The following is a 26,574-nucleotide window of genomic DNA, read 5'->3' as shown; positions in this document are numbered from 1 at the left end:
GGCGACATGGCCGAATCCGTTTCCGACTACGCAGCCCCTATAGATCGGGGCTGGTCGCCATAAGTATGTGAATGTCGCTGATAGGTAAATAGGCGGCTCGTGCGTTACGCAGAATCGCCACCATAAGAGGCCGACAGTCGGCCGTGGAGAGTGAGTATGTCCCAGAGTTTCCTCAGCCCGGTTACCACGCAGACCTGGGCCAATGGCCGCCACCTTGTGCGCGTCGTCAAAGTGATCCAGGAAACCTGGGACGTTCGCACTTTTTGCTTCATGGCCGACCAGCCGATCCTGTTCTTTTTCAAGCCGGGCCAGTTCGTCACCCTGGAGCTGGAAATCGACGGCGTGCCGACCATGCGCTCCTACACCATTTCCAGCTCGCCCTCGGTGCCGTACAGCTTCTCGATCACCATCAAGCGCGTGCCGGGCGGCAAGGTCTCGAACTGGCTTCACGACACCCTGCATGAAGGCCAGGAGCTGGCGGTTCACGGGCCAGTCGGGCTGTTCAACGCCATCGACTTCCCGAACCCGAAGATTTTGTACCTCAGCGGCGGCGTCGGCATCACGCCGGTCATGTCCATGGCGCGCTGGTATTACGACACCAACGCCAATGTCGACATGGTGTTCGTTCACAGCTCCCGTTCGCCAAAAGACATCATCTACCACCGCGAACTTGAGCAGATGGCGTCGCGTATCAATAACTTCTCGCTGCACATCGTCTGTGAGAAGCACGGCCTGGGCGAACCATGGGCCGGTTATCGCGGCTACCTGAACCAGAAGATGCTGGAGCTGATGGCGCCGGACTTCATGGAACGTGAAGTCTTCTGCTGCGGCCCGACCCCGTACATGAACGCGGTCAAACGCCTGCTGGAAGCCAACGGCTTCAACATGGCCCAGTACCACGAAGAATCCTTCGGAGCGACGCCGCCCGAAGCCCGCGCCGATGCCGTGGAACACGCCGAACAGGCCGCCGATGCGCCGGAAATCGACATTGCCGAATTGCACCAAGTCGAGTTCACCGACACGGGCAAGAGCATCCGCGTGGCGCCGGGCGAAACCGTTCACGCCGCCGCTGCCAAGCTGGGCCTGATGATTCCGAAAGCCTGCGGCATGGGCATCTGCGGCACCTGCAAGGTGATGAAGCTGAGCGGCGAAGTCGAGATGGAGCACAACGGCGGCATCACCGACGACGACGTGGAAGAAGGCTACATCCTGTCGTGCTGCAGTATTCCGAAAGGGGATGTGCGGATCGAGTATTGATCCACTCGCTGCGATCAAAACTGTGGGAGCGGATTCATCCGCGATAGGTCTTTCAGTCGATAGATAACTATCGTCTGGCTTGGCCTCATCGCGAATGAATTCGCTCCCACAATGCTTATGCGTTTTGGTAGAGGGTTATTACACCCTGAACCGCGCCACCATCCCGTTCAAATCCACCGCCAGTCGCGACAGTTCGTTGCTGGCTGCGCTGGTCTGGCTGGCGCCGGTGGTGGATTGCGCAGAGAGGTCGCGGATGTTGACCAGGTTGCGGTCCACTTCTCGCGCCACTTGTGCCTGTTCTTCGGCGGCGCTGGCGATCACCAGGTTGCGTTCGTTGATCTCGACCACCGCGGTGTTAATGGTGTCCAGCGCAACGCCTGCGCCTTTGGCGATGTTCAGGGTCGATTCGGCGCGTTCGGTGCTGCTGCGCATCGAGTTGACGGCTTTTTCGGTGCCCCCCTGAATACTGCCGATCATGCGTTCGATTTCGCTGGTCGATTGCTGGGTGCGGTGGGCGAGGGCGCGTACTTCGTCGGCCACGACGGCAAAACCGCGACCGGCTTCACCGGCACGTGCGGCTTCGATGGCGGCGTTGAGGGCGAGGAGGTTAGTCTGGTCGGCCAGGCCACGAATGACGTCCAGCACCTTGCCGATGTCGCGTGATTCATCCGCGAGGTTGCCGATCAGGGTGGCGGTGCTTTGCACGTCTCCGCTCATGCGTTCGATGGCGCTGACGGTTTCCTGCACCAGATCACGGCCGTCGCTGGCCGAAGACGTAGCGTTCTTCGAAGCTTCCGAGGTGCTGACTGCGTTGCGGGCCACTTCTTCGACGGCGCTGGTCATCTCGTTGACAGCGGTCGCGGCCTGTTCGATTTCGTTGTTCTGTTGCGACAGGCCTCGGGCACTCTCGTCGGTCACGGCGTTCAGTTCTTCAGCGGCAGACGCCAGTTGAGTGGCGGAGCCGGAAATGCGTTGCAGCGTGTCGCGCAGCTTTGATTGCATCTTCAGCATGGCCGTCAACAAGCGACCCGCTTCGTCAGAACCGTCCGCGACAATCGTCGACGTCAGGTCGCCCTCGGCGATTTCTTCGGCGGCCTTGAGCGCAGCGCCGATCGGGCGAGTGATGCTGTTCGTCAGCAGCCAGGCGAACATCAACGTCAGGACCGTCGCAAGGATCAGCAACCCGACCACCATGTTGAACGCCATGTTGTATTGCTCGCCCGCAGAGGCGTTGGCGGCGTCAGATTCTTTGCTGTTGATCTCCACCAGCTTCGACAGCACGGCATTCATCTTGTCGGAGTTTTCCTGCAAGTCGACGTTCAAAAGCCGGGCGAGCTCTTCCGTTTTTCCGTCTTGGCTGAGGGCGCGCATGCGGTCTTCGAGTTGACGGTACTGGGTCAGCAGCTGCTTGAATTCGGCGTAGTTGGTTTTTTCGTCCGCTGTCGTCGGCAGCTTTTCATAAACAGCCTGTGCGATACCCATTTGTTGGAAGCGGGACGTCATCGAATCGAGGGTCTTCTGTTGCACTGCCGGGTCACGGTTGACCAGCAGCCGGAAAGACAGGACGCGTAAGCGCACGCTGGTGTCGATCATCTTGTCCAGGCTGCGAATACTCGGCACTGTGTTCTTCGCGATTTCGTTGCCTTCAGAGCGAATCTTGCTCATCTGCGTCAACGAAAAGATGCCGAGAAACAGCATCAGGGCGCCTATCAGGGCAAAACTGAAAAACGCGCGTGGAGCGATGTTCATGTTGCGCAATGACATAACCGATCATCCGAGAAATGGGCGTGGACACTCGCCCTGGCAGTTTTTTAAACGAGTCTGGTTACTGCCTATCGGTCGTAAATCCGGGGCCTTGAGCGGATTTGCATTATTTTGCAATAAATAGCTAGCTGTCGATCCGAAGGTTTTCGAAGCAGCAGGGACGAAAAAAGGGGAATACGCGTTGGCGCATTCCCCTTTTTTCATTGCTGTCAGCAGGTTACAAGCGGAAGCGGGCGACCATGCCGTTCAAGTCCACGGCCAGACGCGACAGCTCGTTGCTTGCGGCGCTGGTCTGGTTGGCGCCGGTGGCCGATTGAGTCGACAGATCGCGAATGTTGACCAGATTGCGGTCCACCTCGCGAGCGACTTGAGCCTGTTCTTCGGCGGCGCTGGCGATTACCAGATTACGTTCGTTGATTTCCACCACCGCACCGTTAATGGTATCCAGCGCAACGCCTGCGCCTTTTGCGATGTTCAACGTCGATTCGGCGCGCTCGGTGCTGCTGCGCATCGAGTTGACCGCTTCCTCGGTTCCGCCCTGAATGCTGCCGATCATGCGTTCGATTTCGCTGGTCGATTGCTGGGTGCGGTGGGCGAGGGCGCGCACTTCGTCGGCCACGACGGCAAAACCACGACCGGCTTCACCGGCACGTGCGGCTTCGATGGCGGCGTTGAGGGCCAGCAAGTTGGTCTGGTCGGCCAGACCCCGAATCACGTCCAGGACCTTGCCGATGTCGCGGGACTGCTCGGCGAGGTTGCCGATCAGGTTGGCGGTGCTTTGCACGTCTCCGCTCATGCGTTCGATGGCGCTGACGGTTTCCTGCACCAGATCACGGCCGTCGCTGGCCGAGGTGGTGGCGTTTTTCGATGCTTCGGAGGTGCTGACCGCGTTGCGGGCCACTTCTTCGACGGCGCTGGTCATCTCGTTAACAGCGGTCGCGGCCTGTTCGATTTCGTTGTTTTGCTGGGAAAGGCCACGGGCGCTTTCATCGGTGACGGCGTTCAGCTCTTCAGCGGCAGACGCCAGTTGAGTCGCGGAACCGGAAATGCGTTGCAGTGTGTCGCGCAGCTTTGATTGCATTTTCAGCATGGCGGCCAGCAGACGGCCCGCTTCGTCATTCCCGTCTACCTGAATGGTGCGCGTCAGATCACCCTCGGCGATTTCCTCTGCCGCCTTCAGCGCAGAGGAGATTGGGCGAGTGATGCTGTTCGTCAGCAGCCAGGCGAACAGTAGCGTCAGCAGAGTGGCAATGATCAACAGCGTGACCACCATCGTGAAGGCCGTTGAATACTGGTTCGAGGCGTCTTTGTTGGTGTCGTTGAGCTGCTGGGTGTTGATTTCCACCAGCTTGCTCAAGACCACGTTCATCTGGTCCGAGTTGGTTTGCAGGCCGTTGTTAAGCAAAGCCGTCAGGTCGTCCAGCTTGTTAGCGCTGCTCAACGATTTCATGCGGTCTTCGAGCTGGCGATAGTCGCCCAGCAGTTTCACGTATTGATCGTAGGCTGCCTGCTCTTCAGGGGCGGAGATCAATTTCACATAAACGGCGCGTGCTTCTTCGATTTGCCGGTTACCGGTGGCCAGCAGGTCGAGCGTCTTTTGCTGGGTATCGGCTTCGCGGTTGAGCATCAGACGATAGGACAGGACGCGTAGGCGAACGCTGGCCTCGGTCAGCTTATCCAGCGCCTTGATGCTGGGCATGCTGTTGGTGGCCATGACTTCGGTGGCATCGTTGATCTTGCTCATCTGCGCGAGCGCGAAGATGCCAAGCACCAGCATCAGCAAGCCGATGATGGAGAAGCCGAGAAAAGCACGGGGCGCGATGTTCATGTTGCGAAGGGACATGACTGTTCCTGAATAGGGCGCGATCCATGCGAAACAAAAGGGAGGTATGAAAAGGAATACTTGCTTATCGGTCAGGCATGCCAGGACTTGAACTGGTTGGTCCATAGTGCGCGCATATGTCGCAGGCCGGTCGATCTGACGAACAGCAGGAACAAGAGGGGGAAAACGCAGTCAATCAGGTCCGTTATGCGTTTGCGGAATTGAAGCGGTATCTGTGCTTTTTGTGTCGGTGTTGTGGCGTGAATGCCCTGATTTCACTGGTAGCTGAAGTGACTTTTCTTTATCGTACGCGCCCTTTGAAATTTGCCTGAGAAATCAAAATGTTGGAAGCATCTCTAAGCCAGTTGGAAAAACTCGTCGGTGACCTCGTTCAGCAGAATCAGACGCTGCAGAACACGAATGTTCAGCTCGCCGAAGAATTGAAACAAGCCAGGGATGACAACGACAGTTTGCAGTTGAGTCTGCTGGAACAGGAAGAGAAGCAGGGCGCCACCGCCGCCCGTATCCAGGCGTTGGTCGATCGCGCCACCAGCGCAAGCGCGGTCGGCGCATGATTCTCGACCGCGACACCACCAAGGTCATTTCCATTCTTGGCAACGATTACACGATCAAGGCGCCTGAAGGTCAGGAACAGACCTTGATGGATGCCGTGGTCATGCTGAAATCGGCGTTGTCTGAAACCAAACGCAGCTATCCGACTTTGATCGGTGATCGTCTGTTAGTGCTGGCGGCGCTGAACCTGTGTTCGAAGCAGATCGAACTGAAACAGCAGCACGCCGAAGCGCTGAGCCGCTATGAAGACAAGGTCAGTGCGACGGTCGAGGTGATTGAGAAGGTGATTGCGCAGGGGTGAGCGTCTCTGTAGAGCTCGGTTAGCTCACTCGGTGGGACTGACGGATGCGGCTTTCTGTAGGAGCGAATTCATTCGCGAGAGGCCAGAGGGGTCGACGTACTTCTGTTGTAAGTACCGCCGTCTCGCGAATGAATTCGCTCCTACAGTTATACAGCGCCGTTTCTTGGATCAGGCCCCCATCACCAGACGGATATCCGCTGCCAGCTCTCGCACGCGGGCTTCTTCGGTGTCCCACGAGCACATGAAGCGTGCGCCGCCGCTGCCGATGAAGGTGTAGAACCGCCAGCCCTTGGCGGTCAGTGCGGCGATGGCTGCCTCCGACAGTTGCAGGAATACGCCGTTGGCCTGCACCGGGAACATCAGCTCAACGCCCGGAATGTCCTTGACCAGGTCGGCCAGCAATTGCGCACAGGCGTTGGCGTGGCGAGCGTGTTTGAGCCACGCATCGTTTTCCAGCAGGCCCACCCAGGGGGCCGACAGAAAACGCATTTTCGACGCCAGTTGCCCTGCCTGCTTGCAGCGATAGTCGAAGTCTTCGGCCAGCTTGTGGTTGAAGAACAGAATCGCCTCACCCACTGCCATGCCGTTCTTGGTGCCGCCGAAGCACAGCACATCGATGCCGGCTTTCCAGGTCAGTTCAGCCGGTGAGCAGCCCAGAAACGCGCAGGCGTTGGCGAAACGCGCGCCGTCCATGTGCAGGTTCAGGCCCAGTTCCTTGCAGGTGTCGCTGATGGCTTTCAGCTCTTCGGGCAAGTAGACGCTGCCGACTTCGGTCGCTTGGGTCAGCGTCACGACGCGAGGTTTTGGGTAGTGGATGTCGGCGCGCTTGAGCGCGACTTCACGAATCGACGCGGGCGTCAGCTTGCCATTCTCGCTGCGAGCGGTGAGCAGCTTCGAGCCGTTGGAAAAGAACTCCGGCGCGCCACATTCGTCTGTTTCGACGTGGGCGGTCTCGGAGCAGATGACGCTGTGATAGCTCTGGCACAACGACGACAGTGCCAAGGAGTTGGCTGCCGTGCCGTTGAAGGCGAAGAACACTTCGCAGTCGGTTTCGAACAGCTGGCGGAATTGATCGGCCGCGCGTGCTGTCCACTGATCGTCGCCGTAGGCACGCTGGTGGCCATGGTTGGCTTGCTCCATGGCCGCCCACGCTTCCGGGCAGATCCCCGAATAGTTGTCGCTGGCAAACTGCTGGCTTTGGTCTGACATGGCCGGTTCCCTGTAATCGAAGGTTGCGACTGTAACCAGATTTCAATGCAGAGGTCATGCATTCTTGCGTCAGAACATTCAGTAAAACGGAGGGCAGCAAACAGGTGAAGCGCGATGACTAAGACGTTTTCGGCTGTGCACCCCGAGCGCGACCGGGCCTTGGACCTGCTCAAGTGGCTGGCAATGCTGAGCATGGTGCTCGATCACCTGCGTTATGTCGGCTGGCATGTCGACGGGCTGTACGTACCGGGGCGATTGGCGTTTGCGTGGTTCTGTCTGGCGATTGCGGCGAATGTCGGACGCAGCCTGTCGCGCGGGGTGACGCCTCGTCCGGACTGGAAATATCTGACGTGGCTGGTGGTTTTTTCCGTGGTCGCCGAGTTTCCCTATCGGCTGTACATGGCGGATGAGGTCACTACGCTGAACGTCCTGCCGACCTTGGTGCTGGGGCTGCTGGTGGCGCAAGGCGCGGTTGCTCGTTCATCGATGCCCCGCATTTTGGGTGTTGTCGCACTCGGTATGGGTGTCGCGTTTGGCGAGCAACTCATGTTCGGGGCCTATGGCGTGTTGCTGCCGACGGCCTTTCTGTTGGTGCTGCGCGGGCCGTTGTGGCTAGCGGTGGTGCCGGGGGTGGTCTGCCTGTTGAGCAATGAATGGCCGAAGATCATCGACGGAATGATGTGGGGTGATCCGATTTCGATTGGGGCGTTGATCGCGTGTCTGCTGGGGCCGTCCCTGGGGCTGGCGCTGTTGCGGTGGCGGCCGAGGTTTGGTGTCTGGCCAATGCGCAGGTGGGCGTATCTGATCTATCCGCTGCATTTTCTGGTGCTGCTCGTTGTGCGCGATCTGCTCCTTTGACGTATTCAAACATCACGATGATTCTGCGTCTGGTGGCGAACCTATGGGAGCGAATTAATTCGCGAAGAGGCGGTACATTCGATGGAGATGCGTCGCCTGAAAACCCCATTCGTGAATGAATCCGCTCCCACAGTCGGAAATGTAGTCAGGCTGAAATCCCTGTAGACAAACCGCCATCACGCCCCTTATCTTCCGCACCAGGCCACCGCAGTGGCCAGCGTCGCTCGGACGGTTCCGGGCGCTTACGTCTTCTTGAGGTTTCCATGGCTGACCAAGGTTCGCCGCGCCGCTTTGCGCGCATCGATCGACTCCCCCCTTATGTGTTCAACATCACTGCCGAGCTGAAAATGGCCGCTCGTCGTCGTGGTGAGGACATCATCGACCTGAGCATGGGCAACCCCGATGGGGCAACGCCGCCGCATATCGTCGAAAAACTGGTCACGGTCGCCCAACGTGAAGACACTCACGGCTACTCGACTTCGCGTGGCATTCCGCGTCTGCGTCGGGCGATTTCCAGTTGGTACAAAACCCGCTACGAGGTCGACATCGACCCCGAAACCGAAGCCATCGTCACCATTGGCTCGAAAGAGGGCCTGGCGCACCTGATGCTCGCTACCCTTGACCAAGGTGACACGGTGCTGGTGCCGAACCCCAGCTACCCGATCCACATCTATGGCGCCGTGATCGCAGGCGCACAAGTGCGTTCCGTGCCGCTGGTGCCGGGCGTGGATTTCTTCGCCGAGCTGGAAAAGGCCATTCGTGGCTCAATCCCCAAGCCGAAGATGATGATTCTGGGCTTTCCGTCCAACCCGACCGCCCAGTGTGTCGAGCTGGATTTCTTCGAGCGTGTCGTCGCGCTGGCCAAACAATACGACGTGCTGGTGGTCCACGACCTGGCCTACGCCGACATTGTCTACGACGGCTGGAAAGCTCCGTCGATCATGCAGGTGCCGGGCGCCAAGGACATTGCGGTGGAGTTCTTCACCCTGTCCAAGAGCTACAACATGGCGGGCTGGCGTATTGGCTTCATGGTCGGTAACCCTGAGCTGGTCAACGCCTTGGCCCGAATCAAGAGCTACCACGACTACGGCACCTTCACGCCGCTGCAAGTGGCGGCGATTGCTGCGTTGGAAGGCGATCAGCAGTGCGTGCTCGACATCGCCGAGCAGTACCGTCAGCGCCGCAACGTCCTGGTCAAAGGCCTGCATGAACTGGGCTGGATGGTGGAAAACCCGAAAGCGTCGATGTACGTCTGGGCCAAGATTCCTGAGGCCTACGCGCACCTGGGTTCGCTGGAGTTCGCCAAGAAGCTGCTGCTCGAAGCCAAGGTCTGCGTCTCGCCAGGCGTCGGTTTTGGTGAATACGGCGACGATCACGTACGTTTCGCCCTGATCGAGAACCAAGACCGGATTCGTCAGGCGGTGCGCGGTATTCGCGGGATGTTCCGGACTGACGGACTGCTCCCTGCAAAATCGGTCTGATTGCGACATTCGTTATTTCAGAATCCCCGGCTCAGGCTGGGGATTTTTGTTTTTACACGCGTTCCCCACATACCCTGTAGCAGTCCGGCTTGCCGGCGGTCGCGGGCTCTAGATCGCTGCCGCCGGCAAGCCGGACTGCTACAGAATGTCGGTGTCGCATCCGCGCATCTGCCTCTCCCCGCAAAACCATGTCGTAAACGCGCCTTTGTGTGGCGTGCGTAGGCATCTGGCCTGTCTGCGTCGGCCCTACCATCGCTGCCAAGGGGTGATCCAAAAGCCCCAACACGACAATTCAGGCGCCGCGCCGCCGCTGGGAGAACCGCGATGTTCAGCAAGCAAGACCAAATCCAGGGTTATGACGATGCACTGTTGGCAGCGATGAATGCCGAAGATCAACGTCAGGAAGATCACATCGAGCTGATCGCCTCGGAGAACTACACCAGCAAGCGCGTGATGCAGGCTCAGGGCAGCGGCCTGACCAACAAATATGCCGAAGGCTATCCGGGCAAGCGTTACTACGGTGGCTGCGAGCACGTCGACAAGGTCGAGCAACTGGCCATCGACCGCGCCAAGCAACTGTTCGGCGCCGATTACGCCAACGTTCAGCCGCACTCCGGTTCGTCCGCCAACAGCGCCGTTTACCTGGCCCTGCTGCAAGCTGGCGACACCATTCTGGGCATGAGCCTGGCCCACGGCGGTCACCTGACCCACGGCGCCAAAGTGTCGTCTTCGGGCAAGCTCTACAACGCCGTTCAATACGGCATTGACACCACCACCGGTCTGATCGACTACGACGAAGTCGAGCGTCTGGCCGTTGAGCACAAGCCAAAGATGATCGTTGCGGGCTTCTCCGCTTACTCCAAGACCCTGGACTTCCCACGCTTCCGCGCCATCGCTGACAAAGTCGGTGCGCTGCTGTTCGTCGACATGGCCCACGTGGCCGGTCTGGTCGCTGCCGGTCTGTACCCGAACCCGATTCCGTTCGCTGACGTGGTCACCACCACCACCCACAAAACCCTGCGCGGTCCACGTGGCGGTCTGATCCTGGCAAAAGCCAACGAAGAAATTGAAAAGAAACTGAACGCCGCTGTATTCCCCGGTGCTCAGGGCGGCCCGCTGATGCACGTCATCGCTGGCAAGGCTGTTTGCTTCAAGGAAGCCATGGAGCCAGGCTTCAAGGCTTATCAACAGCAAGTGATCGACAACGCCCAGGCCATGGCGCAGGTGTTCATCGATCGCGGTTACGACGTTGTGTCGGGCGGTACCGACAACCACCTGTTCCTCGTCAGCCTGATCCGTCAGGGCCTGACCGGTAAAGAAGCCGACGCCGCGTTGGGCCGTTCGCACATCACCGTGAACAAGAACGCCGTGCCGAACGATCCACAATCGCCGTTCGTGACTTCGGGTCTGCGTATCGGCACCCCGGCCGTCACCACCCGCGGTTTCAAAGTTACCCAATGCGTCACGCTGGCCGGCTGGATCTGCGACATTCTCGACAACCTCGGTGATGCCGATGTCGAGGCCAATGTTGCCAGCCAAGTCGCCGCGCTGTGCGCCGATTTCCCGGTTTACCGCTGAGTCAGGAGTCGCACCATGCAGCATTACTCGGGCTTCGGCCTCTTCAAACACTCCCTCAGCCACCACGAAAACTGGCAGCGCATGTGGCGCACGCCGACCCCTAAAAAGGTCTACGACGTGGTCATCGTTGGCGGTGGCGGTCACGGTCTGGCGACCGCGTACTACCTGGCGAAAGAGCACGGCATCACCAACGTGGCCGTGGTCGAAAAAGGCTGGCTGGGCGGCGGCAACACCGCCCGGAACACCACCATCGTGCGCTCCAACTACCTGTGGGACGAATCCGCTCACCTGTACGAACACGCGATGAAACTGTGGGAAGGCCTGTCTCAGGACCTGAACTACAACGTGATGTTCTCCCAGCGCGGCGTCTACAACCTGTGCCACACCCTGCAGGACATGCGTGATTCCGAGCGTCGTGTCAGCGCTAACCGCCTGAACGGCGTTGATGGCGAACTGCTCAACGGCAAACAGGTGGCGGAAGAAATCCCGTATCTGGACTGCTCGAAAAACACCCGTTACCCGATCATCGGCGCGACCGTCCAACGTCGCGGCGGTGTAGCGCGTCACGACGCCGTGGCCTGGGGCTTTGCCCGTGCCGCCGACGCCCTGGGCGTGGACCTGATCCAACAGACCGAAGTCACCGGTTTCCGTAAGGAAAACGGCGTGTGCATCGGCGTTGAAACCAACAAAGGCTTCATCGGCGCCAAGCGAGTCGGTGTGGTGACCGCCGGTAACTCCGGTCATATGGCCAAGCTCGCAGGCTTCCGTCTGCCGGTCGAGTCGCACCCGTTGCAAGCGCTGGTCTCCGAGCCGATCAAACCGATCATCGACAGCGTGATCATGTCGAACGCCGTTCACGGCTACATCAGCCAGTCCGACAAGGGCGACCTGGTGATCGGCGCCGGTATCGACAGCTGGGTTGGCTACGGTCAGCGCGGTTCGTACCCGGTGATCGAGCACACCATTCAAGCCATCGTCGAGATGTTCCCGGTGCTGTCGCGCGTGCGCATGAACCGTCAGTGGGGCGGCATCGTCGACACCACGCCGGACGCCTGCCCGATCATTTCCAAGACGCCTGTGCCGAACATGTTCTTCAACTGCGGTTGGGGCACCGGTGGCTTCAAGGCGACTCCGGGTTCGGGCAACGTGTTTGCTGCAAGCCTGGCGAAGGGCGAAATGCACCCGCTGGCCAAACCTTTCTCAATCGACCGTTTCCACAACGGTGCGTTGATCGACGAACACGGCGCTGCGGCCGTCGCCCACTAACAGGAGAATTACCTCATGTTGCATATCTTCTGTCCTCACTGTGGCGAACTGCGCTCCGAAGAGGAATTCCACGGTTCGGGTCAGGCTCACATTCCGCGTCCACTGGACCCGGCTGCCTGCACCGACGAACAGTGGGGCGACTACATGTTCTTCCGCGACAACCCGCGTGGCCTGCACCACGAACTGTGGATTCACGCCGCCGGTTGCCGTCAGTACTTCAACGCCACGCGTGACACCGTGACTTACGAAATTCTCGAGACCTATCTGATTGGCACCAAGCCACAGTTCGTGAACCCTGTGCCTGCGGTCGGAAAGGGAGACAAAGCATGAGCCAGTCCAATCGTCTGCCCAATGGCGGCCGCATCGACCGCAGCAAGGTCCTGAACTTCAACTTCAACGGCCAGACCTATCAAGGCTTTGAAGGCGACACCCTGGCCGCAGCCCTGCTGGCCAACGGCGTTGACGTCATCGGCCGCAGCTTCAAATACTCGCGTCCTCGCGGCATCTTCGCGGCAGGCTCCGAAGAGCCGAACGCAGTGCTGCAGATCGGCGCGACCGAAGCCACCCAGATCCCCAACGTGCGCGCCACGCAACAAGCGCTGTACTCGGGCCTGGTCGCCACCAGCACCAACGGCTGGCCGAGCGTGAACACCGACATGATGGGGATTCTCGGCAAGGTCGGCGGCAAGCTGATGCCACCGGGCTTCTACTACAAAACCTTCATGTACCCGCAATCGTTCTGGATGACCTACGAGAAATACATCCGTAAGGCCGCCGGTCTGGGCCGTTCCCCGACCGAAAACGATCCGGACACCTACGACAACATGAACCACCACGCCGACGTGCTGGTGGTTGGCGCAGGCCCTGCTGGCCTCGCGGCGGCACTGGCGGCTGCACGCAGCGGCGCCCGCGTGATCGTGGCTGACGAACAGGAAGAGTTCGGCGGCAGTCTGCTGGATTCCCGTGAAAGCCTCGACGGCAAGCCCGCTGCGGAGTGGGTGGCGACCGTCGTTGCCGAGCTGAAAGGCCTGGCCAACGTCGTTCTGCTGCCGCGCTCTACTGTGAACGGCTACCACGACCACAACTTCCTGACCATTCACGAGCGTCTGACCGACCACCTCGGCGACCGCGCACCGATTGGCCAGGTGCGTCAGCGTCTGCACCGCGTTCGCGCCAAGCGCGTCGTGCTGGCGACGGGTACTCACGAACGTCCGCTGGTCTACGGCAACAACGATGTGCCGGGCAACATGCTGGCCGGTGCCGTTTCGACTTACGTCCGCCGTTATGGCGTGGCACCGGGCAAGAAACTGGTGCTGTCTACCAACAACGACTACGCCTACCGCGTGGCGCTGGACTGGCTCGACGCCGGTCTGCAAGTGATTGCCGTCGCCGATGTGCGTCACAACCCACGTGGCGCGCTGGTCGAAGAAGCCCGTGCCAAAGGCATCCGCATCCTGACCGGCAGCGCTGTGATCGAAGCTCGCGGCAGCAAGCGCGTCAGCGGTGCCCGCGTGGCCGCGATTGACGTGAAAGCGCACAAAGTCACCAGCCCAGGCGAATGGCTTGATTGCGACCTGATCGCCAGCTCCGGTGGTTACAGCCCGATCGTTCACTTGGCCTCTCACTTGGGCGGCAAGCCGGTCTGGCGTGAAGACATCCTCGGTTTCGTACCGGGTGAAGCCCCTCAGAAACGCGTCTGCGTGGGCGGGATCAACGGCGTTTACGCGCTCGGCGACGCGCTGGCTGACGGTTTCGAAGGCGGCGTGCGCGCAGCCACTGAAGCCGGTTTCCAACCTGTAGAGGGCGTGATCCCGAAAGCGTTGAGCCGTGTGGAAGAGCCTACCTTGGCGATCTTCCAGGTGCCGCACGAGAAGGGCACGTCCCGCGCGCCGAAACAATTCGTCGACCTGCAAAACGACGTCACCGCCGCCGCCATCGAACTGGCGACCCGCGAAGGCTTCGAGTCGGTCGAGCACGTAAAACGCTACACCGCGCTGGGCTTCGGCACCGATCAGGGCAAACTGGGCAACGTCAACGGTCTGGCCATCGCGGCCCGCTCGCTGAACGTCACCATCCCTGAGATGGGCACCACCATGTTCCGCCCGAACTACACGCCGATCACCTTCGGTGCGATTGTCGGCCGTCACTGCGGTCACATCTTCGAGCCTGTGCGCTTCACCGCGCTGCACGCCTGGCACGTCAAGAACGGCGCCGAATTCGAAGACGTCGGTCAGTGGAAACGTCCGTGGTACTTCCCAAAAGCCGGTGAAGACATCCATGCCGCCGTGCGCCGCGAATGCAAAGCCGTGCGCGACAGCGTCGGCCTGCTGGACGCCTCGACGCTGGGCAAGATCGACATTCAAGGCCCGGATGCGCGTGAGTTCCTGAACCGCATCTACACCAACGCCTGGACCAAGCTCGATGTGGGCAAGGCGCGCTACGGCCTGATGTGTAAAGAAGACGGCATGGTCTTCGACGACGGTGTCACCGCTTGCGTCGCTGACAACCACTTCATCATGACCACCACTACGGGCGGCGCTGCACGCGTCCTGCAATGGCTGGAAATCTATCAGCAGACTGAATGGCCGGACCTGAAGGTGTACTTCACCTCCGTGACCGACCACTACGCGACCCTGACCTTGTCGGGCCCGAACAGCCGCAAGCTGCTCAGCGAAGTGACCGACATCGACCTGGATCGTGAAGCCTTCCCGTTCATGACCTGGAAAGAAGGTCTGGTCGGTGGCGTACCGGCTCGTGTGTTCCGGATCTCCTTCACCGGTGAGCTTTCCTACGAAGTGAACATCCAGGCCGACTACGCCATGGGCGTTCTGGAAAAAATCGCCGAAGCAGGCAAGAAGTACAACCTGACCCCGTACGGCACTGAAACCATGCACGTACTGCGTGCGGAGAAGGGCTTCATCATCGTCGGTCAAGACACCGACGGCTCGATGACCCCGGACGACCTGAACATGGGCTGGTGTGTTGGTCGCACCAAACCGTTCTCGTGGATCGGCCAGCGCGGCATGAACCGTGAAGACTGCGTGCGTGATCAGCGCAAGCAACTGGTTGGCCTCAAGCCAATTGACCCAAACAAGTGGCTGCCGGAAGGCGCACAGTTGGTGTTCGACCCTAAACAGTCGATCCCGATGACGATGGTTGGTCACGTGACGTCGAGCTACGCGGCGAACTCGCTGGGTTACTCGTTCGCCATGGGCGTGGTCAAGGGCGGTCTGAAGCGTATGGGCGAGCGTGTGTTCTCGCCGCAAGCGGATGGCAGCGTGATCGAGGCGGAAATCGTTTCCTCGGTGTTCTTCGATCCGAAGGGCGACCGGCAGAACGTGGAGTAAGCCGGTTCGCGGATGAGTCCGCTCCCACATTGGACGCGGTGTCCCGTGGGAGCGAATTCATTCGCAATAGCCGCACCGCAGATGTTTCGTCTGGTGTAACAACAGAATTCAAGACAGGTGCTCTATGACCACAGCCAACGTTTACCAACAGCGGCCAACGACCGACGCTAAAGTCGAGTCGCCTCTGTTTCACGCCGACCTGAAAAGCTTGGTCAGCAAAGGCCGCACCAACCCGGGTGTGGTGCTGCGCGAGAAAAAACTGCTGGGCCACCTGACCATTCGTGGCGATGCCCATGATCCGGCCTTCGCTGCGGGTGTTCACAAAGCGCTGGGCATGGAACTGCCTGCCGCGTTGACGCTGGTTTCCAGCGGCGACAGTTCGATCCAGTGGATGGGCCCGGATGAGTGGCTGCTGATCGTCCCGACCGGCGAAGAGTTCGCTGTCGAGCAGAAACTGCGTGAAGCGCTGGCTGGCCTGCACATTCAGGTGGTCAACGTGTCCGGCGGCCAATCCATTCTGGAGCTGACCGGCCCGAACGTGCGCGACGTGCTGATGAAATCCACCAGCTACGATGTACACCCAAGCAACTTCCCGGTCGGCAAGGCCGTCGGCACGGTGTTCGCCAAGTCGCAATTGGTGATCCGTCGTACGGGCGAAGAGACCTGGGAACTGCTGATCCGTCGCAGCTTCTCCGATTACTGGTGGTTGTGGTTGCAGGACGCGAGCGCCGAGTACGGTCTCGGGATCGCTGCTTAAGAGATTCAAAACACGGCTCCGTCTGATTCTGGCCGGAGGCCTTGGGAGCTGTCAGCAGACGCGGGATCGCAAGCTTTTGATTCTGGCCGAAGGCCGTAGGAGCTGGCTTGCCTGCGATCTGTCGCGAAGCGGCAGTAAAACCGATACCTCGGTGTGACAGACATAACGGGGTATTCGATTCGCGACTGCTGCGCAGCCGATCGCAGGCAAGCCAGCTCCCACGCCTGCGGCAGAAGCGAGACCATGGGGTAAGGCGAGCTTTTGATTCTGGCCGAAGGCCGTAGGAGCTGGCTTGCCTGCGATCTGTCGCGAAGCGGCAGTAAGTCTGGCGAACACGATTAATCTGGCAGAACCGAAGCATCTGCAGTACGCAACACAGCGTCAACCGAACGATTCAAACAGGAGCAACACCCCATGAGCCGCGCCCCCGATACCTGGATTCTGACCGCCGACTGCCCCAGCGTACTGGGCACGGTGGATGCGGTGACGCGCTTTCTGTTCGAGCAGGGCTGCTACGTGACTGAGCACCATTCGTTCGATGACCGGCTGTCCAGCCGCTTTTTCATTCGCGTTGAATTCCGTCAGCCCGACGGCTTCGACGAGGCATCTTTTCGCGCGGGCCTGACCGAACGTGCCGAAGCCTTTGGCATGAATTTCGAGCTGACTGCGCCGAATTACCGCCCAAAAGTGGTGATCATGGTTTCCAAGGCCGATCATTGCCTCAACGACTTGCTCTACCGTCAGCGCATCAATCAGCTGTCGATGGACGTGGTCGCCATGGTCTCCAACCACCCCGATCTCGAACCACTGGCGCGCTGGCACGACATTCCCTACTACCATTTCCCACTTGATCCCAACGACAAGCCTGCGCAGGAAGCCAAGGTCTGGCAGGTGATCGAGGAATCCGGCGCCGAGCTGGTGGTGCTTGCGCGTTACATGCAGGTGCTGTCGCCGGAGTTGTGCCGCAAGCTCGATGGCAAGGCGATCAACATTCACCACTCGCTGCTGCCGGGCTTCAAAGGCGCCAAGCCGTATCACCAGGCCTACAACAAAGGCGTGAAGCTGGTCGGCGCGACGGCGCATTACATCAACAACGATCTGGACGAAGGTCCGATCATCGCCCAAGGCGTCGAGGTGGTGGACCACAGTCACTACCCCGAGGACCTGATCGCCAAGGGCCGTGACATCGAAGGCCTGACCCTGGCGCGAGCGGTGGGTTATCACATTGAACGGCGTGTGTTCCTCAACGCCAACAGGACAGTCGTCCTCTAACCTGTAGGAGCGAATTCATTCGCGATGCGGGAGTACAACCGATAGAGATGCAGGGGATGTACGGGCCTCTCGCGAATGAATTTGCTCCTACAGGGACAAGCGTTCCTCCAGATGGACGCGAATATTTTCAAACGAATCACCCAGAGCAACTATTGCGTTGCAGCAACACCCAAGCAACGCAGTTATCCGCGACACAGCTGTATCCATAACAACAATTCAGCGAGGTGAAAGCATGTCTGGTAATCGTGGTGTGGTGTATCTCGGCGCAGGCAAGGTCGAAGTACAGAAGATCGACTATCCCAAAATGCAGGACCCGCGTGGGAAGAAGATCGAGCACGGTGTCATCCTGCGCGTGGTATCCACCAACATCTGTGGCTCCGACCAACACATGGTTCGCGGCCGTACAACTGCCCAGGTTGGTCTGGTGCTGGGCCATGAGATCACGGGTGAAGTGGTCGAAAAGGGCGCTGGCGTCGAAAACCTGAAGATCGGCGATCTGGTTTCCGTTCCTTTCAACGTGGCGTGCGGCCTGTGCCGCTCCTGCAAAGAGCAACACACCGGCGTGTGCCTGACCGTCAACCCGGGCCGTCCGGGTGGTGCTTACGGCTACGTCGACATGGGCGACTGGACCGGCGGCCAAGCCGAATACGTCCTCGTGCCATACGCTGACTTCAACCTGCTCAAGCTTCCTGATCGCGACAAGGCCATGGAAAAAATCCGTGACCTGACCTGCCTCTCCGACATTCTGCCGACTGGCTACCACGGCGCTGTCACTGCTGGTGTAGGCCCAGGCAGCTCGGTGTACATCGCCGGTGCCGGTCCTGTCGGTCTGGCGGCGGCGGCTTCGGCGCGTCTGCTGGGCGCGGCGGTCGTGATCGTCGGTGACGTGAACCCTGTTCGTCTGGCGCACGCCAAGGCTCAGGGCTTCGAAATCGCTGACCTGTCCACCGACACCCCGCTGCACGAACAGATCGCCGCATTGCTGGGCGAGCCTGAAGTGGACTGCGCCGTCGATGCCGTGGGCTTCGAGGCTCGTGGTCATGGTCACGCGGGCGTCAAGGAAGAAGCGCCGGCCACCGTGCTCAACTCCCTGATGGGCGTCGTGCGCGTTGCGGGCAAGATCGGTATTCCTGGCCTGTACGTCACTGATGATCCGGGCGCTGTCGATGCCGCCGCGAAAATGGGCAGCCTGAGCATTCGCTTTGGTCTGGGCTGGGCGAAATCCCATAGCTTCCACACCGGTCAGACCCCGGTCATGAAGTACAACCGTCAGCTGATGCAAGCCATCATGTGGGACCGCATCAACATCGCTGAAGTGGTGGGTGTGCAAGTCATCAGCCTCGATGACGCGCCACGCGGTTACGGCGAGTTCGACGCAGGCGTTCCGAAGAAATTCGTGATCGACCCGCACAAGCTGTTTAGCGCGGCGTAAGCCAAGGCGGCAGAGAATGAAAAGGCGACCTTCGGGTCGCCTTTTGATTTATTTGTCCAAGGTCATCTTCAAGTAGGGCTTGGATGTCGTCGTCCCTCGTTGAACCGATTTTCCTCCATAACTACAAACGATCTTCGTCCCCTGTTCGTCCATGGCCACTGGTTTCAACTCGTACTCTTTTTCAAGAAAGCTGTCTGTCGATGCCAACGTTTCACCTTCCCATTTTTTTCCGGTTGAAGACGCCGCTTCATATTTGAAGCCTTCGTTGTAAGGCTCCGGGATAGTTGCATCCGGACTTTTGAATGCGGATGCTTTAATGTCCTCCGCCTTTGGGCAAACTGATGTGTCCGCATGAGCGCTAGTCGCCAATAGCAAGCTCGTCAATACGACCGAAATCATTTCATTTCGCATGACTGAATACTCCGTAATCTGGGAGAGCGCTTATTCTGCAAACTGCGTGCTGAACTGAATACTGGTAGAAATAGCAGTTTTAGGATTGATTCGAAGTAACAGAGAGTTCGGTCATCGCGGCAGATAAGCGGCAGCGAAAAATTTGTTGATCGATTGAAATATCCTGAGAGGATTGTCTGTTTTCGGCCATTACACCGTCATCGGCAGCTGGATGATTGGTGATCAGCCTGCCGGGATCGGCATTCGCGAGGATGATTCGTTGATTACCAAAGACACCAGCCGCTTTCTGCCCCACGTCATTCGATGATTGCGGATGACTGAACAGGGCGACCTTCGGGTCGCCTTTTTTACGTCTGGCGTAGGGCGAAGCCTTGGGCGATGTAAGGTGTTTCTGTGATTGCCTGGGGAATTTTTGATTTCTATTCCCGCTTGTTTCTAGAGGTGTGATCGCGTGCTATTTGTCTGCCCGGTTTTTTTGGGTGCGGGTACAGCATGTCGATGGGGGCGTTGAAAGCGGGGTTTCTCGTGGGGATTGGCATCGGGTTGATTGCTGTGCCCGCCGTGTTGGCCAAGGCGGATTCAGACGCGCAAGCGCCGCGCTGGATTTCCTCTGTGGTCTTCTTCGAAAACGCCAATGCCTGCCAGTGGGCCGGTATGCCTGCGCAGATTTGCCAATCCGGCTATCGCTCCGCCTACCGTCAGCACGTTCGAATCGCACCGGCTTATCACGACGAAGCCAGCTGTGAGGCCGATTTCGTTCCGGGGGAATGTTTTGTCGGTGGCGTGTCACGTCTGTGGACGCCTTGGCTTTCGGGCTTCTCCCTGATCACTCAGGCGCAATTGCCGCCCACCAAAGGGCATGAACCGTTCGCTAACGTCAGTCAATCGTGGTCACAGAGATTGCAAGGGGTCGGTGAGGCACCGGAACCTGCGACACGGGTGCGTTACTTCAGTGAGCCGCTGTACTGGGAGCGTGATCATCAGGGCGGCGCTCGCCTGACGAGCCTGCGAGAAAAACTGCGCAATGGCGAGCGCTTCGCCAACGCCTTCAGCAAACGCCCGCCAGTCCAGTCGGGTTCGGTGTTATGGACCCGTCAGTTGGCGCGGTTTTTCGAGCCGCAACGCCTGATTGACGTTGCGATTCCCTGAGCCGCGCTTACAGCGACGCCAACTGGCCTTTGTACAGAATCGGTCCTGTCGGCTTGCCTGACGGCGAGCCCCCTTTCGGCTCCAGCGTAATCGCCATCGTCGTTTTCCCGCTCAGCAACTTGCGCTGAGCATCGCTCAAGTCCACGCGTCCTTTGCCGTCGTCGGGAATCACGCCCAGCGAGACAGGCACGCCATCCAGCGGAATCGCCCACAGCTCCAGACTGCGGCCCGGATCGACCGAGGCTACGGCCACTGGCTCGACTTTCAGATAGCGCTCGAACGCCTGAACGGTCAGGGCCGGCTGTTGGTCGTTGGCCACCAGTGTGGCGTTGAAGTCCGGTTTGTCGCGGGTATAGATCACGCCCACGATGATCGCGACCAACAGCGAGCAGGCGACAGCGGCCACGCGCATCCAACTCCAGAACGAGCGTTTTTCCGGCACGTGCAGACGCTGCGGCTCTATGCGCGCGACGATCTGTTGCCACACGCGATCAGGCACCGGTTCTGGCCGCAACTCCGTCGTCAGCCCGATCAGGCTTTCCTGCCACTGAGCGACTTCAGCGCGCAGATTAGGATCGTCCAGCAGCAGGCTTTCGAAGCGCCTGCGGGCAGTCGAGGGCATAAGACCGATGGCGTAGTCGGCGGCGAGGGCACGGCGCAATTCAGGCTGAAGGTAATTCATGATTCAAGGCACCTGCGCAGACGCTCCATGCCTCGGCGAATCCACGATTTGACCGTGCCCAGCGGCGCGGCGAGTTGCGTGACCAGATCGCCGTGGGACGCGCCGTGAAAATACGCGGTGATAATCGACTGGCGCTGCATGCCTTCCAAGGTGTCGAGGCAGCGACGCAGCGCCGTGGCATCGCGCAGGCTTTCCATCTGCTCATGGGCTGATGGCGCCTGATCGAACAGGGCTTGCGCCTGCTCGTCGGTCAGCGGGTCCTCTCGGTGCTTGCGCAGTTGGTCGATGGCCTTGTTGCGCGTGATGCTGACCATCCAGGTCATCGGCGCCGAGAGATTCGGCTCGTATTGCGAAGCGCTGTTCCAGATCCGCACGAAGGCTTCCTGCAACACATCCTCGGCCTGATCGCGATGGCCCATGCAACGCAACGCCACTGCGAACAATTGGCCGGACACCTTGCGGTACAGGGTTTCGAACGCCCGGCGATTGCCCAGCGAGCATTGCGCCAGCAGTTGCCGGAGTTCATCGGCGTCGACAGAAGAGATAAGCGTGCTCCCGGCATGGGTTCGGCGGCGGCCACGCAGGTGGCCAGAATGCTGGCAGATTAGTCCAGGTTGAGCCGCAGTTCCATTCACCGTTTTTACTCGCGAAAAGGAATCGGGAGCGCCACCGCCCATCGGGCAGGACAATGCGCGCGTTTTCGTCCATGCAGGGGATACGTCGCGGTGGATCAACTGGATGCACGGCAAACGCAGATATTTCGCAGGCTCTGCGGATTCTGGCGGGTTTGAACTTCCATCGGGGCAGCGGTCCAACGCGGAGTTACGCCGGCCCCGGCCGGTTCTTTTGCATGTGAGGTTGGCTCAATGAACGTTTCACTGAAAAACGCACGCGGCGCTGTTCTGGCGACGCTGATGGCACTGGCGGCGACCCCGGTTTTCGCCTTCAACCTGAACGACGCCGCTAACGCTGTTTCCAACGTCACCGGCGGCCAACAAAAAGCCACCGCAGCCCCTGAGGCCGCCGGACTGCTCAACACCCTCGGCACCCAACTGAATGTCACCCCGCAGCAAGCCGTCGGCGGCACCGGCGCACTGCTGGGGCTGGCCAAGAACAAGCTCTCTGGCAATGACTACTCGCAACTGAGCCAGTCCGTCCCCGGCCTTGATCAACTCGCCGGCACGTCTGCACTCGGCAGCCTCGGCGGGTTGGGCGGCATGCTCGGCAACTCCGGCAGCCAATCGGCCGTCAACAACGCACTGGGCAACGTGCAAAGCATGGGCGACGTGACCAAAGCCTTCGGCGCACTGGGCATGGACGGCAACATGGTCGGCCAGTTCGTCCCGGTGATCCTGCAATACCTGGGTCAGCAAGGCGCAAGCGGCTCGGCGCTGTCGGCGTTGGGTGGGGTGTGGGGGGCGAAGTAGTTGCATCCACTCCACCGGGCCTCTAGGGCCGGATATATGGGGCTCACGTAGTCGGGATCATCGGTACAGGCGGCACGCCTTTGTCGCCTGACCCTTCTTTCGCGAATGAATTCGCTCCCACAGTTAAGCCAGCGGCAGCCCTTCATTCCTCCGTTGCACAGACTTCTGTAGGCGCGAATTCAATCGCGATCGGGTGGTGGGTTCGGTAAATTTCTATCGACCTTCAACCCTGTGATCGATCCCCACGCAACTCGGCAATCCTCGCATTTTTCTCGGTCCACAGCCGGTTCACCCAGTCCTGCACGTATTCGCGAAACACCGGGTCGTTTTCGTAATCGCCTCGCCAAAGCGCCGGGTCGAGTTCGCGGGTTTTGATGTCGATGATGACCTTTGGCACTTGCCCTGAGATCAAGTCCCAAAAACCGGGAATGCGGTCGCCGGGGTACACGACGGTGACGTCCAGCACGGCGTCCAGCTGTTCACCCATAGCGGCCAGCACGAAGGCCACGCCACCGGCCTTGGGGCGGAGCAGGTAGGAATGGGGCGACGCCTGTTCCGCGTGTTTGGCGGGTGTGAAACGCGTGCCTTCCAGGTAATTCACGATGGTGACGGGCTGGCGTTTGTACAGCTCGCAGGCTTCTTTGGTGATTTCCAGATCTTTGCCTTTCAGCTCGGGGTTCTTCGCCAGAAACGCTTTGGTGTAGCGTTTCATGAACGGGTAGTCGAGCGCCCACCACGCGAGACCGAGAAACGGCACCCAGACCAGCTCTTTCTTGAGAAAGAATTTGAAGAACGGCGTCCGGCGATTCAACGCCTGAACCAACGCAGGAATGTCGACCCACGATTGATGATTGCTGATCACCAGATACGACGTATCGTCTCGCAGGCCTTTGTCGCCGTTGATCTCCCAGCGCGTCGGAATGCACAGCTTGAAGATCAGCTTATTGACCTCGGCCCACGTCTCTGCGATCCACATCACCGCCCATGAGCAGCGGTCGCGCATTTCGCTCTGGAACACCAGTTTCAGCAGCGCGAAGACCATTAATGGCCCGAACAGCACAAGGGTGTTGAGCAGAAGCAGCAGCGTGACAGCAATTCCGGTGAGCAGGTGACGCATAAATCACTCAGGGTCGAGGGCAGGGGGGGGCATGATAAGCAGCTTGGTTCAGGTAGCCAAATCCGGCCAGCGCTGACAAATGTTTCACTCGGTTATCTATAGCCTGACTTCTTTCTTTGTAAGCGAACGAACCCCAAAGTTGCGGTCTAAAATCGGGCTCGTGCAACGCCCACCCATTGCGAGGAACCTGTTACGTGAAATCCCTTCTGGCGCTTCTGTCTCTGCTGGCGTTGCCTGTCATGGCCGCCGAACCGACGTTGTACGGTCGCTACGAGTACATTCAGGTTTCGGAATTCGGCGAAACCTTCAAGGCCAAGATGGACACCGGCGCGCTCACTGCCTCGTTGTCGGCCAAGGACATTGAGCTGTTCAAGCGTGATGGCGATGACTGGGTGCGCTTCCGTCTGGCCACCAAAGACGCTGATAACAAGGTCTACGAACACAAGGTGTCGCGCATCAGCCGCATCAAAGGCCGGTCCGATGGCGATGATGACGACGAGCCGGTCGATCCCACCAAACGCCCGGTGGTGGATCTGGAGCTGTGCCTCGGCAACGTCAAGCGCACCGTCGAGGTGAACCTGGTGGACCGCAGCCATTTCAACTACCCGTTGCTGATTGGCGCCAAGGCCCTGCGTGAATTCGGCGCGGCCGTGAACCCGGCCCGTCGCTACACCGCCGACAAGCCCGAGTGCTGATGGAGCCGTAGCGCCGATTGACGTGCGGACCTGATATCCGGCACCGTTCCGGCTTTATGCCAAGTGCTCGGATGCCATGCCCCACATTCTGATTGTCGAAGATGAAGCCGCCATCGCCGATACCCTCGTCTATGCCTTGCAGGGCGAGGGTTTCACCACCACGTGGCTGACGTTGGGACTGGCGGCCGTCGAGTATCAGCGTGCGACACCTGCCGATCTGGTTATCCTCGACATCGGTTTGCCCGATATCAGCGGCTTCGAAACCTGCAAGCAACTGCGCCGTTTCACCGAAGTACCGGTGATGTTTCTGAGTGCTCGCGATGGCGAAATCGACCGGGTAGTGGGGCTCGAAATCGGCGCGGACGACTACGTCGTCAAGCCTTTCAGCCCCCGGGAAGTCACGGTGCGAGTCAGGACCATCCTCAAACGTATGGCGCCACGCCCCGAACCCTCGGCCGCAATTAGTGGTCATTTTTTGATCGACGCGGATCGCGTGCTCATCACCTATCGCGGCCAACCACTGAGCCTCACACGTCACGAATTTCGGCTGTTGCAGTGCTTGCTGGAACAACCCCAGCGGGTATTCAGTCGCGAGCAATTGCTCGACGCGGTAGGCGTGCCGAGCGATGCGGGCTATGAGCGCAGCATCGACAGCCACATCAAGAGCGTGCGCGCCAAACTGCGCATGATTGCGCCCGATGCGGAGCCGATCCAGACCCATCGTGGCTTGGGGTACAGCTATAGCCCGGACCGTAGCTGATGCGCCTGGGCATCCGGATCTTCCTGGTCTACGCGCTGTTCATCGGCCTCACCGGCTATTTCGTGCTCAGCACCGTCATGAAGGAAGTGCGCCCCGGCGTTCGCCAGTCCACGGAAGAAACGTTGGTCGACACTGCCAACCTGTTGGCCGAAGTGCTGCGTGAGGACGTCAAGAACGGCACTTTGAGCCAGAGCCATTTCCCCGAGGTGTTGAAGGCCTACGGTCTGCGTCAGCCCGGCGCGACGATCTGGGGATTGCCGAAGAATCAGGTCAACAACCGAGTCTATGTGACCGACGCCAAAGGCATCGTGCTGCTCGACTCCAGCGGCGAAGCGATGGGGCAGGATTACTCGCGCTGGAACGACGTTTACCTGACCTTGCGAGGCGAGTACGGCGCGCGTTCGACGCGCCTCGATCCACACAATCCGGACTCGTCCGTGATGCACGTCGGCGCGCCGATTCGTGACGGCGGCCAGATCATCGGCGTCGTGACCGTCGCCAAACCCAACAGCTCGCTGCAACCCTATGTGGACCGGACCGAGCGACGCTTGCTCTGGTACGGCGCCGGGCTGGTGGTGTTGGGGCTGTTATTCGCCGCGCTGCTGTCGGGTTGGCTGAGCCACTCCTTACGTCGGCTGACGAGCTACGCGCAGGCCGTGAGTGAAGGGCGACGCGCCGAGCTGCCGCATTACCGGGGCGGTGAGCTGGCGCAACTTTCACACGCGGTGGAGCACATGCGCACACAGCTTGAGGGCAAGGCCTACGTCGAGCGGTATGTACACACGCTGACTCACGAGCTGAAAAGCCCGTTGGCGGCCATTCGTGGGGCAGCGGAATTGCTCCACGAAGACATGCCGTCCGACCAACGCCAGCGCTTCGTTGGCAACATCGACAACGAGAGCGCACGGATGCAGCAGTTGATCGAGCGACTCCTGAACCTGGCGATGGTCGAGCAACGCCAGGCGCTGGAAGAGTCTGTCAGCGTACCTGTTGCGGAATTGATCGATGACGTTCTCGCGGCCCAAAGTGGGCGCATTGAGCGCAAACGGCTGAAGATCGAGCAATCGATTGCGCCGGACGTCAGCGTCACGGGCGAACGTTTTCTGTTACGTCAGGCGTTCGCCAATCTGGTGGAGAACGCGCTGGACTTCACTCCGGGCGAGGGGTTATTGCGCTTCTCCGCCGAGCGAGAAGGTGGGCGGCTGCGCGTTAGTCTGTTCAACAGCGCCGAAGCCATTCCCGACTACGCACTGCCTCGCTTGAGTGAGCGCTTTTATTCACTGCCAAGGCCTGACAGCGGCCGTAAAAGCACGGGGCTTGGACTCAATTTCGTTGAGGAAGTGGTGCAGCTGCACGGCGGTGAACTGCACATTGGAAATGTTGAAGGCGGCGTTCTGGTCAGCGTTCTTCTGTAGT

Annotated in this window: 24 protein-coding genes and 1 pseudogene; 18 read left to right on the top strand and 7 right to left on the bottom strand. The window is 59.7% G+C overall.

Features of this window, described 5'->3' with window-relative positions; genetic code table 11:
* The first annotated feature begins 156 nt into the window (after positions 1 to 156).
* A complete protein-coding gene (gene gbcB, locus ACIQAL_RS25070) occupies positions 157 to 1,257 on the top strand; it encodes a glycine-betaine demethylase subunit GbcB (protein ID WP_166595683.1) in 1,101 nt (366 codons plus the stop codon).
* 138 nt (positions 1,258 to 1,395) lie between these two features.
* Here the strand turns inward: gbcB and ACIQAL_RS25065 are convergent, their stop codons facing one another.
* Complete coding sequence (locus ACIQAL_RS25065) at positions 1,396 to 3,021, bottom strand: methyl-accepting chemotaxis protein (RefSeq protein WP_401150257.1); 1,626 nt, start codon at positions 3,019 to 3,021, stop codon at positions 1,396 to 1,398.
* 217 nt (positions 3,022 to 3,238) lie between these two features.
* Positions 3,239 to 4,864: a methyl-accepting chemotaxis protein gene (locus ACIQAL_RS25060; RefSeq protein WP_401150255.1), complete on the bottom strand. Its 1,626-nt coding sequence runs from the start codon at positions 4,862 to 4,864 to the stop codon at positions 3,239 to 3,241.
* Positions 4,865 to 5,184: 320 nt separating this feature from the next.
* Between ACIQAL_RS25060 and ACIQAL_RS25055 the strand changes: the two genes are divergently transcribed.
* Both ACIQAL_RS25055 and ACIQAL_RS25050 read left to right on the top strand, forming a co-directional pair.
* The gene (locus ACIQAL_RS25055) at positions 5,185 to 5,418 is read left to right on the top strand and encodes a hypothetical protein (protein WP_166595680.1); all 234 of its coding nucleotides are present in this window, start codon (positions 5,185 to 5,187) and stop codon (positions 5,416 to 5,418) included.
* Positions 5,415 to 5,717, top strand: a complete 303-nt coding sequence (locus ACIQAL_RS25050; protein ID WP_166595679.1) for a cell division protein ZapA — start codon at positions 5,415 to 5,417, stop codon at positions 5,715 to 5,717. Before ACIQAL_RS25055 ends, ACIQAL_RS25050 begins: the two co-directional genes overlap by 4 nt.
* Before the next feature lie 168 nt (positions 5,718 to 5,885).
* Here ACIQAL_RS25050 and ACIQAL_RS25045 read toward each other — a convergent pair whose 3' ends face one another.
* A complete protein-coding gene (locus tag ACIQAL_RS25045; RefSeq protein WP_166595678.1) occupies positions 5,886 to 6,926 on the bottom strand; it encodes a low specificity L-threonine aldolase in 1,041 nt (346 codons plus the stop codon).
* 114 nt (positions 6,927 to 7,040) lie between these two features.
* Here ACIQAL_RS25045 and ACIQAL_RS25040 point away from each other — a divergent pair, with 114 nt between their 5' ends.
* From ACIQAL_RS25040 to fdhA, 9 genes are all read left to right on the top strand, one after another.
* Positions 7,041 to 7,784, top strand: a complete 744-nt coding sequence (locus tag ACIQAL_RS25040; RefSeq protein WP_401150252.1) for a TraX family protein — start codon at positions 7,041 to 7,043, stop codon at positions 7,782 to 7,784.
* 263 nt (positions 7,785 to 8,047) lie between these two features.
* A complete protein-coding gene (gene alaC / locus ACIQAL_RS25035; RefSeq protein WP_341961458.1) occupies positions 8,048 to 9,265 on the top strand; it encodes an alanine transaminase in 1,218 nt (405 codons plus the stop codon).
* A 324-nt stretch (positions 9,266 to 9,589) separates the two neighbouring features.
* Positions 9,590 to 10,843 (top strand): serine hydroxymethyltransferase, encoded by a 1,254-nt coding sequence (locus tag ACIQAL_RS25030; protein WP_166595675.1) that lies wholly within the window; start codon positions 9,590 to 9,592, stop codon positions 10,841 to 10,843.
* 15 nt (positions 10,844 to 10,858) lie between these two features.
* A complete protein-coding gene (locus ACIQAL_RS25025) occupies positions 10,859 to 12,109 on the top strand; it encodes a sarcosine oxidase subunit beta family protein (RefSeq protein ID WP_401150251.1) in 1,251 nt (416 codons plus the stop codon).
* A 15-nt stretch (positions 12,110 to 12,124) separates the two neighbouring features.
* A complete protein-coding gene (locus ACIQAL_RS25020; protein ID WP_166595674.1) occupies positions 12,125 to 12,439 on the top strand; it encodes a sarcosine oxidase subunit delta in 315 nt (104 codons plus the stop codon).
* The gene (locus tag ACIQAL_RS25015; protein ID WP_401150249.1) at positions 12,436 to 15,456 is read left to right on the top strand and encodes a sarcosine oxidase subunit alpha; all 3,021 of its coding nucleotides are present in this window, start codon (positions 12,436 to 12,438) and stop codon (positions 15,454 to 15,456) included. Before ACIQAL_RS25020 ends, ACIQAL_RS25015 begins: the two co-directional genes overlap by 4 nt.
* A 124-nt stretch (positions 15,457 to 15,580) precedes the next feature.
* Entirely contained in the window at positions 15,581 to 16,213 is a 633-nt protein-coding gene (locus tag ACIQAL_RS25010) for a sarcosine oxidase subunit gamma (RefSeq protein ID WP_401150248.1), read from the top strand.
* Between the two features lie 414 nt (positions 16,214 to 16,627).
* A complete protein-coding gene (purU, locus tag ACIQAL_RS25005; protein WP_401150246.1) occupies positions 16,628 to 17,485 on the top strand; it encodes a formyltetrahydrofolate deformylase in 858 nt (285 codons plus the stop codon).
* Positions 17,486 to 17,717: 232 nt separating this feature from the next.
* On the top strand, positions 17,718 to 18,917 hold the full coding sequence (gene fdhA / locus ACIQAL_RS25000) for a formaldehyde dehydrogenase, glutathione-independent (RefSeq protein ID WP_401150245.1): 1,200 nt from the start codon (positions 17,718 to 17,720) through the stop codon (positions 18,915 to 18,917).
* A 48-nt stretch (positions 18,918 to 18,965) separates the two neighbouring features.
* On the opposite strand, the gene ACIQAL_RS24995 is transcribed toward fdhA, so the two are convergent.
* Entirely contained in the window at positions 18,966 to 19,328 is a 363-nt protein-coding gene (locus ACIQAL_RS24995; protein WP_401150243.1) for a hypothetical protein, read from the bottom strand.
* Between the two features lie 190 nt (positions 19,329 to 19,518).
* Between ACIQAL_RS24995 and ACIQAL_RS24990 the strand changes: the two are divergent.
* Together ACIQAL_RS24990 and ACIQAL_RS24985 are read left to right on the top strand one after the other, a co-directional pair.
* Positions 19,519 to 19,635, top strand: a pseudogene (locus tag ACIQAL_RS24990) (glutathionylspermidine synthase family protein); the annotation flags it as partial.
* 191 nt (positions 19,636 to 19,826) lie between these two features.
* Positions 19,827 to 20,477: a DUF1190 domain-containing protein gene (locus ACIQAL_RS24985; RefSeq protein WP_401150242.1), complete on the top strand. Its 651-nt coding sequence runs from the start codon at positions 19,827 to 19,829 to the stop codon at positions 20,475 to 20,477.
* Positions 20,478 to 20,484: 7 nt separating this feature from the next.
* Here the strand turns inward: ACIQAL_RS24985 and ACIQAL_RS24980 are convergent, their stop codons facing one another.
* Both ACIQAL_RS24980 and ACIQAL_RS24975 read right to left on the bottom strand, forming a co-directional pair.
* Positions 20,485 to 21,159, bottom strand: a complete 675-nt coding sequence (locus tag ACIQAL_RS24980; RefSeq protein WP_401150241.1) for an anti-sigma factor domain-containing protein — start codon at positions 21,157 to 21,159, stop codon at positions 20,485 to 20,487.
* A complete protein-coding gene (locus tag ACIQAL_RS24975; protein WP_401150239.1) occupies positions 21,156 to 21,794 on the bottom strand; it encodes a sigma-70 family RNA polymerase sigma factor in 639 nt (212 codons plus the stop codon). The genes ACIQAL_RS24980 and ACIQAL_RS24975 overlap by 4 nt, the downstream gene beginning before the upstream one ends.
* Before the next feature lie 243 nt (positions 21,795 to 22,037).
* Here ACIQAL_RS24975 and ACIQAL_RS24970 point away from each other — a divergent pair, with 243 nt between their 5' ends.
* The gene (locus ACIQAL_RS24970; RefSeq protein ID WP_401150404.1) at positions 22,038 to 22,586 is read left to right on the top strand and encodes a DUF2780 domain-containing protein; all 549 of its coding nucleotides are present in this window, start codon (positions 22,038 to 22,040) and stop codon (positions 22,584 to 22,586) included.
* Between the two features lie 223 nt (positions 22,587 to 22,809).
* On the opposite strand, the gene ACIQAL_RS24965 is transcribed toward ACIQAL_RS24970, so the two are convergent.
* Entirely contained in the window at positions 22,810 to 23,703 is an 894-nt protein-coding gene (locus ACIQAL_RS24965; RefSeq protein ID WP_401150237.1) for an acyltransferase, read from the bottom strand.
* 194 nt (positions 23,704 to 23,897) lie between these two features.
* On the opposite strand from ACIQAL_RS24965, the gene ACIQAL_RS24960 reads away from it, so the two are divergent.
* The 3 genes from ACIQAL_RS24960 to creC all read left to right on the top strand — a co-directional run bounded on the left by ACIQAL_RS24960 (position 23,898) and on the right by creC (position 26,573).
* Complete coding sequence (locus ACIQAL_RS24960; protein WP_166595662.1) at positions 23,898 to 24,398, top strand: ATP-dependent zinc protease; 501 nt, start codon at positions 23,898 to 23,900, stop codon at positions 24,396 to 24,398.
* A 76-nt stretch (positions 24,399 to 24,474) separates the two neighbouring features.
* On the top strand, positions 24,475 to 25,158 hold the full coding sequence (gene creB, locus ACIQAL_RS24955) for a two-component system response regulator CreB (RefSeq protein ID WP_401150236.1): 684 nt from the start codon (positions 24,475 to 24,477) through the stop codon (positions 25,156 to 25,158).
* Complete coding sequence (creC, locus tag ACIQAL_RS24950; RefSeq protein WP_401150234.1) at positions 25,158 to 26,573, top strand: two-component system sensor histidine kinase CreC; 1,416 nt, start codon at positions 25,158 to 25,160, stop codon at positions 26,571 to 26,573. The genes creB and creC overlap by 1 nt, the downstream gene beginning before the upstream one ends.
* The last annotated feature ends 1 nt before the right edge of the window (position 26,574 follow it).

Source organism: Pseudomonas sp. NPDC088368 (genome assembly GCF_044753445.1).
Classification (GTDB): domain Bacteria; phylum Pseudomonadota; class Gammaproteobacteria; order Pseudomonadales; family Pseudomonadaceae; genus Aquipseudomonas; species Aquipseudomonas bambusae.
The sequence above is the reverse complement of the archived record's forward strand: the minus strand, read 5'-3'. Positions and strand labels throughout refer to the sequence as shown.

Coding starts and splice junctions, on each gene's coding strand:
- ACIQAL_RS25055 (WP_166595680.1), top strand. CDS start 5,185: ATGTTGGAAGCATCTCTAAGCCAGTTGGAAAAACTCGTCGGTGACCTC.
- ACIQAL_RS24985 (WP_401150242.1), top strand. CDS start 19,827: ATGGGGGCGTTGAAAGCGGGGTTTCTCGTGGGGATTGGCATCGGGTTG.
- ACIQAL_RS25020 (WP_166595674.1), top strand. CDS start 12,125: ATGTTGCATATCTTCTGTCCTCACTGTGGCGAACTGCGCTCCGAAGAG.
- ACIQAL_RS25045 (WP_166595678.1), bottom strand. CDS start 6,926: ATGTCAGACCAAAGCCAGCAGTTTGCCAGCGACAACTATTCGGGGATC.
- ACIQAL_RS25065 (WP_401150257.1), bottom strand. CDS start 3,021: ATGTCATTGCGCAACATGAACATCGCTCCACGCGCGTTTTTCAGTTTT.
- creB (WP_401150236.1), top strand. CDS start 24,475: ATGCCCCACATTCTGATTGTCGAAGATGAAGCCGCCATCGCCGATACC.
- ACIQAL_RS25050 (WP_166595679.1), top strand. CDS start 5,415: ATGATTCTCGACCGCGACACCACCAAGGTCATTTCCATTCTTGGCAAC.
- purU (WP_401150246.1), top strand. CDS start 16,628: ATGAGCCGCGCCCCCGATACCTGGATTCTGACCGCCGACTGCCCCAGC.
- ACIQAL_RS25030 (WP_166595675.1), top strand. CDS start 9,590: ATGTTCAGCAAGCAAGACCAAATCCAGGGTTATGACGATGCACTGTTG.
- ACIQAL_RS25015 (WP_401150249.1), top strand. CDS start 12,436: ATGAGCCAGTCCAATCGTCTGCCCAATGGCGGCCGCATCGACCGCAGC.
- fdhA (WP_401150245.1), top strand. CDS start 17,718: ATGTCTGGTAATCGTGGTGTGGTGTATCTCGGCGCAGGCAAGGTCGAA.
- alaC (WP_341961458.1), top strand. CDS start 8,048: ATGGCTGACCAAGGTTCGCCGCGCCGCTTTGCGCGCATCGATCGACTC.
- creC (WP_401150234.1), top strand. CDS start 25,158: ATGCGCCTGGGCATCCGGATCTTCCTGGTCTACGCGCTGTTCATCGGC.
- ACIQAL_RS24965 (WP_401150237.1), bottom strand. CDS start 23,703: ATGCGTCACCTGCTCACCGGAATTGCTGTCACGCTGCTGCTTCTGCTC.
- ACIQAL_RS25060 (WP_401150255.1), bottom strand. CDS start 4,864: ATGTCCCTTCGCAACATGAACATCGCGCCCCGTGCTTTTCTCGGCTTC.
- ACIQAL_RS25010 (WP_401150248.1), top strand. CDS start 15,581: ATGACCACAGCCAACGTTTACCAACAGCGGCCAACGACCGACGCTAAA.
- ACIQAL_RS25040 (WP_401150252.1), top strand. CDS start 7,041: ATGACTAAGACGTTTTCGGCTGTGCACCCCGAGCGCGACCGGGCCTTG.
- gbcB (WP_166595683.1), top strand. CDS start 157: ATGTCCCAGAGTTTCCTCAGCCCGGTTACCACGCAGACCTGGGCCAAT.
- ACIQAL_RS24995 (WP_401150243.1), bottom strand. CDS start 19,328: ATGCGAAATGAAATGATTTCGGTCGTATTGACGAGCTTGCTATTGGCG.
- ACIQAL_RS25025 (WP_401150251.1), top strand. CDS start 10,859: ATGCAGCATTACTCGGGCTTCGGCCTCTTCAAACACTCCCTCAGCCAC.
- ACIQAL_RS24980 (WP_401150241.1), bottom strand. CDS start 21,159: ATGAATTACCTTCAGCCTGAATTGCGCCGTGCCCTCGCCGCCGACTAC.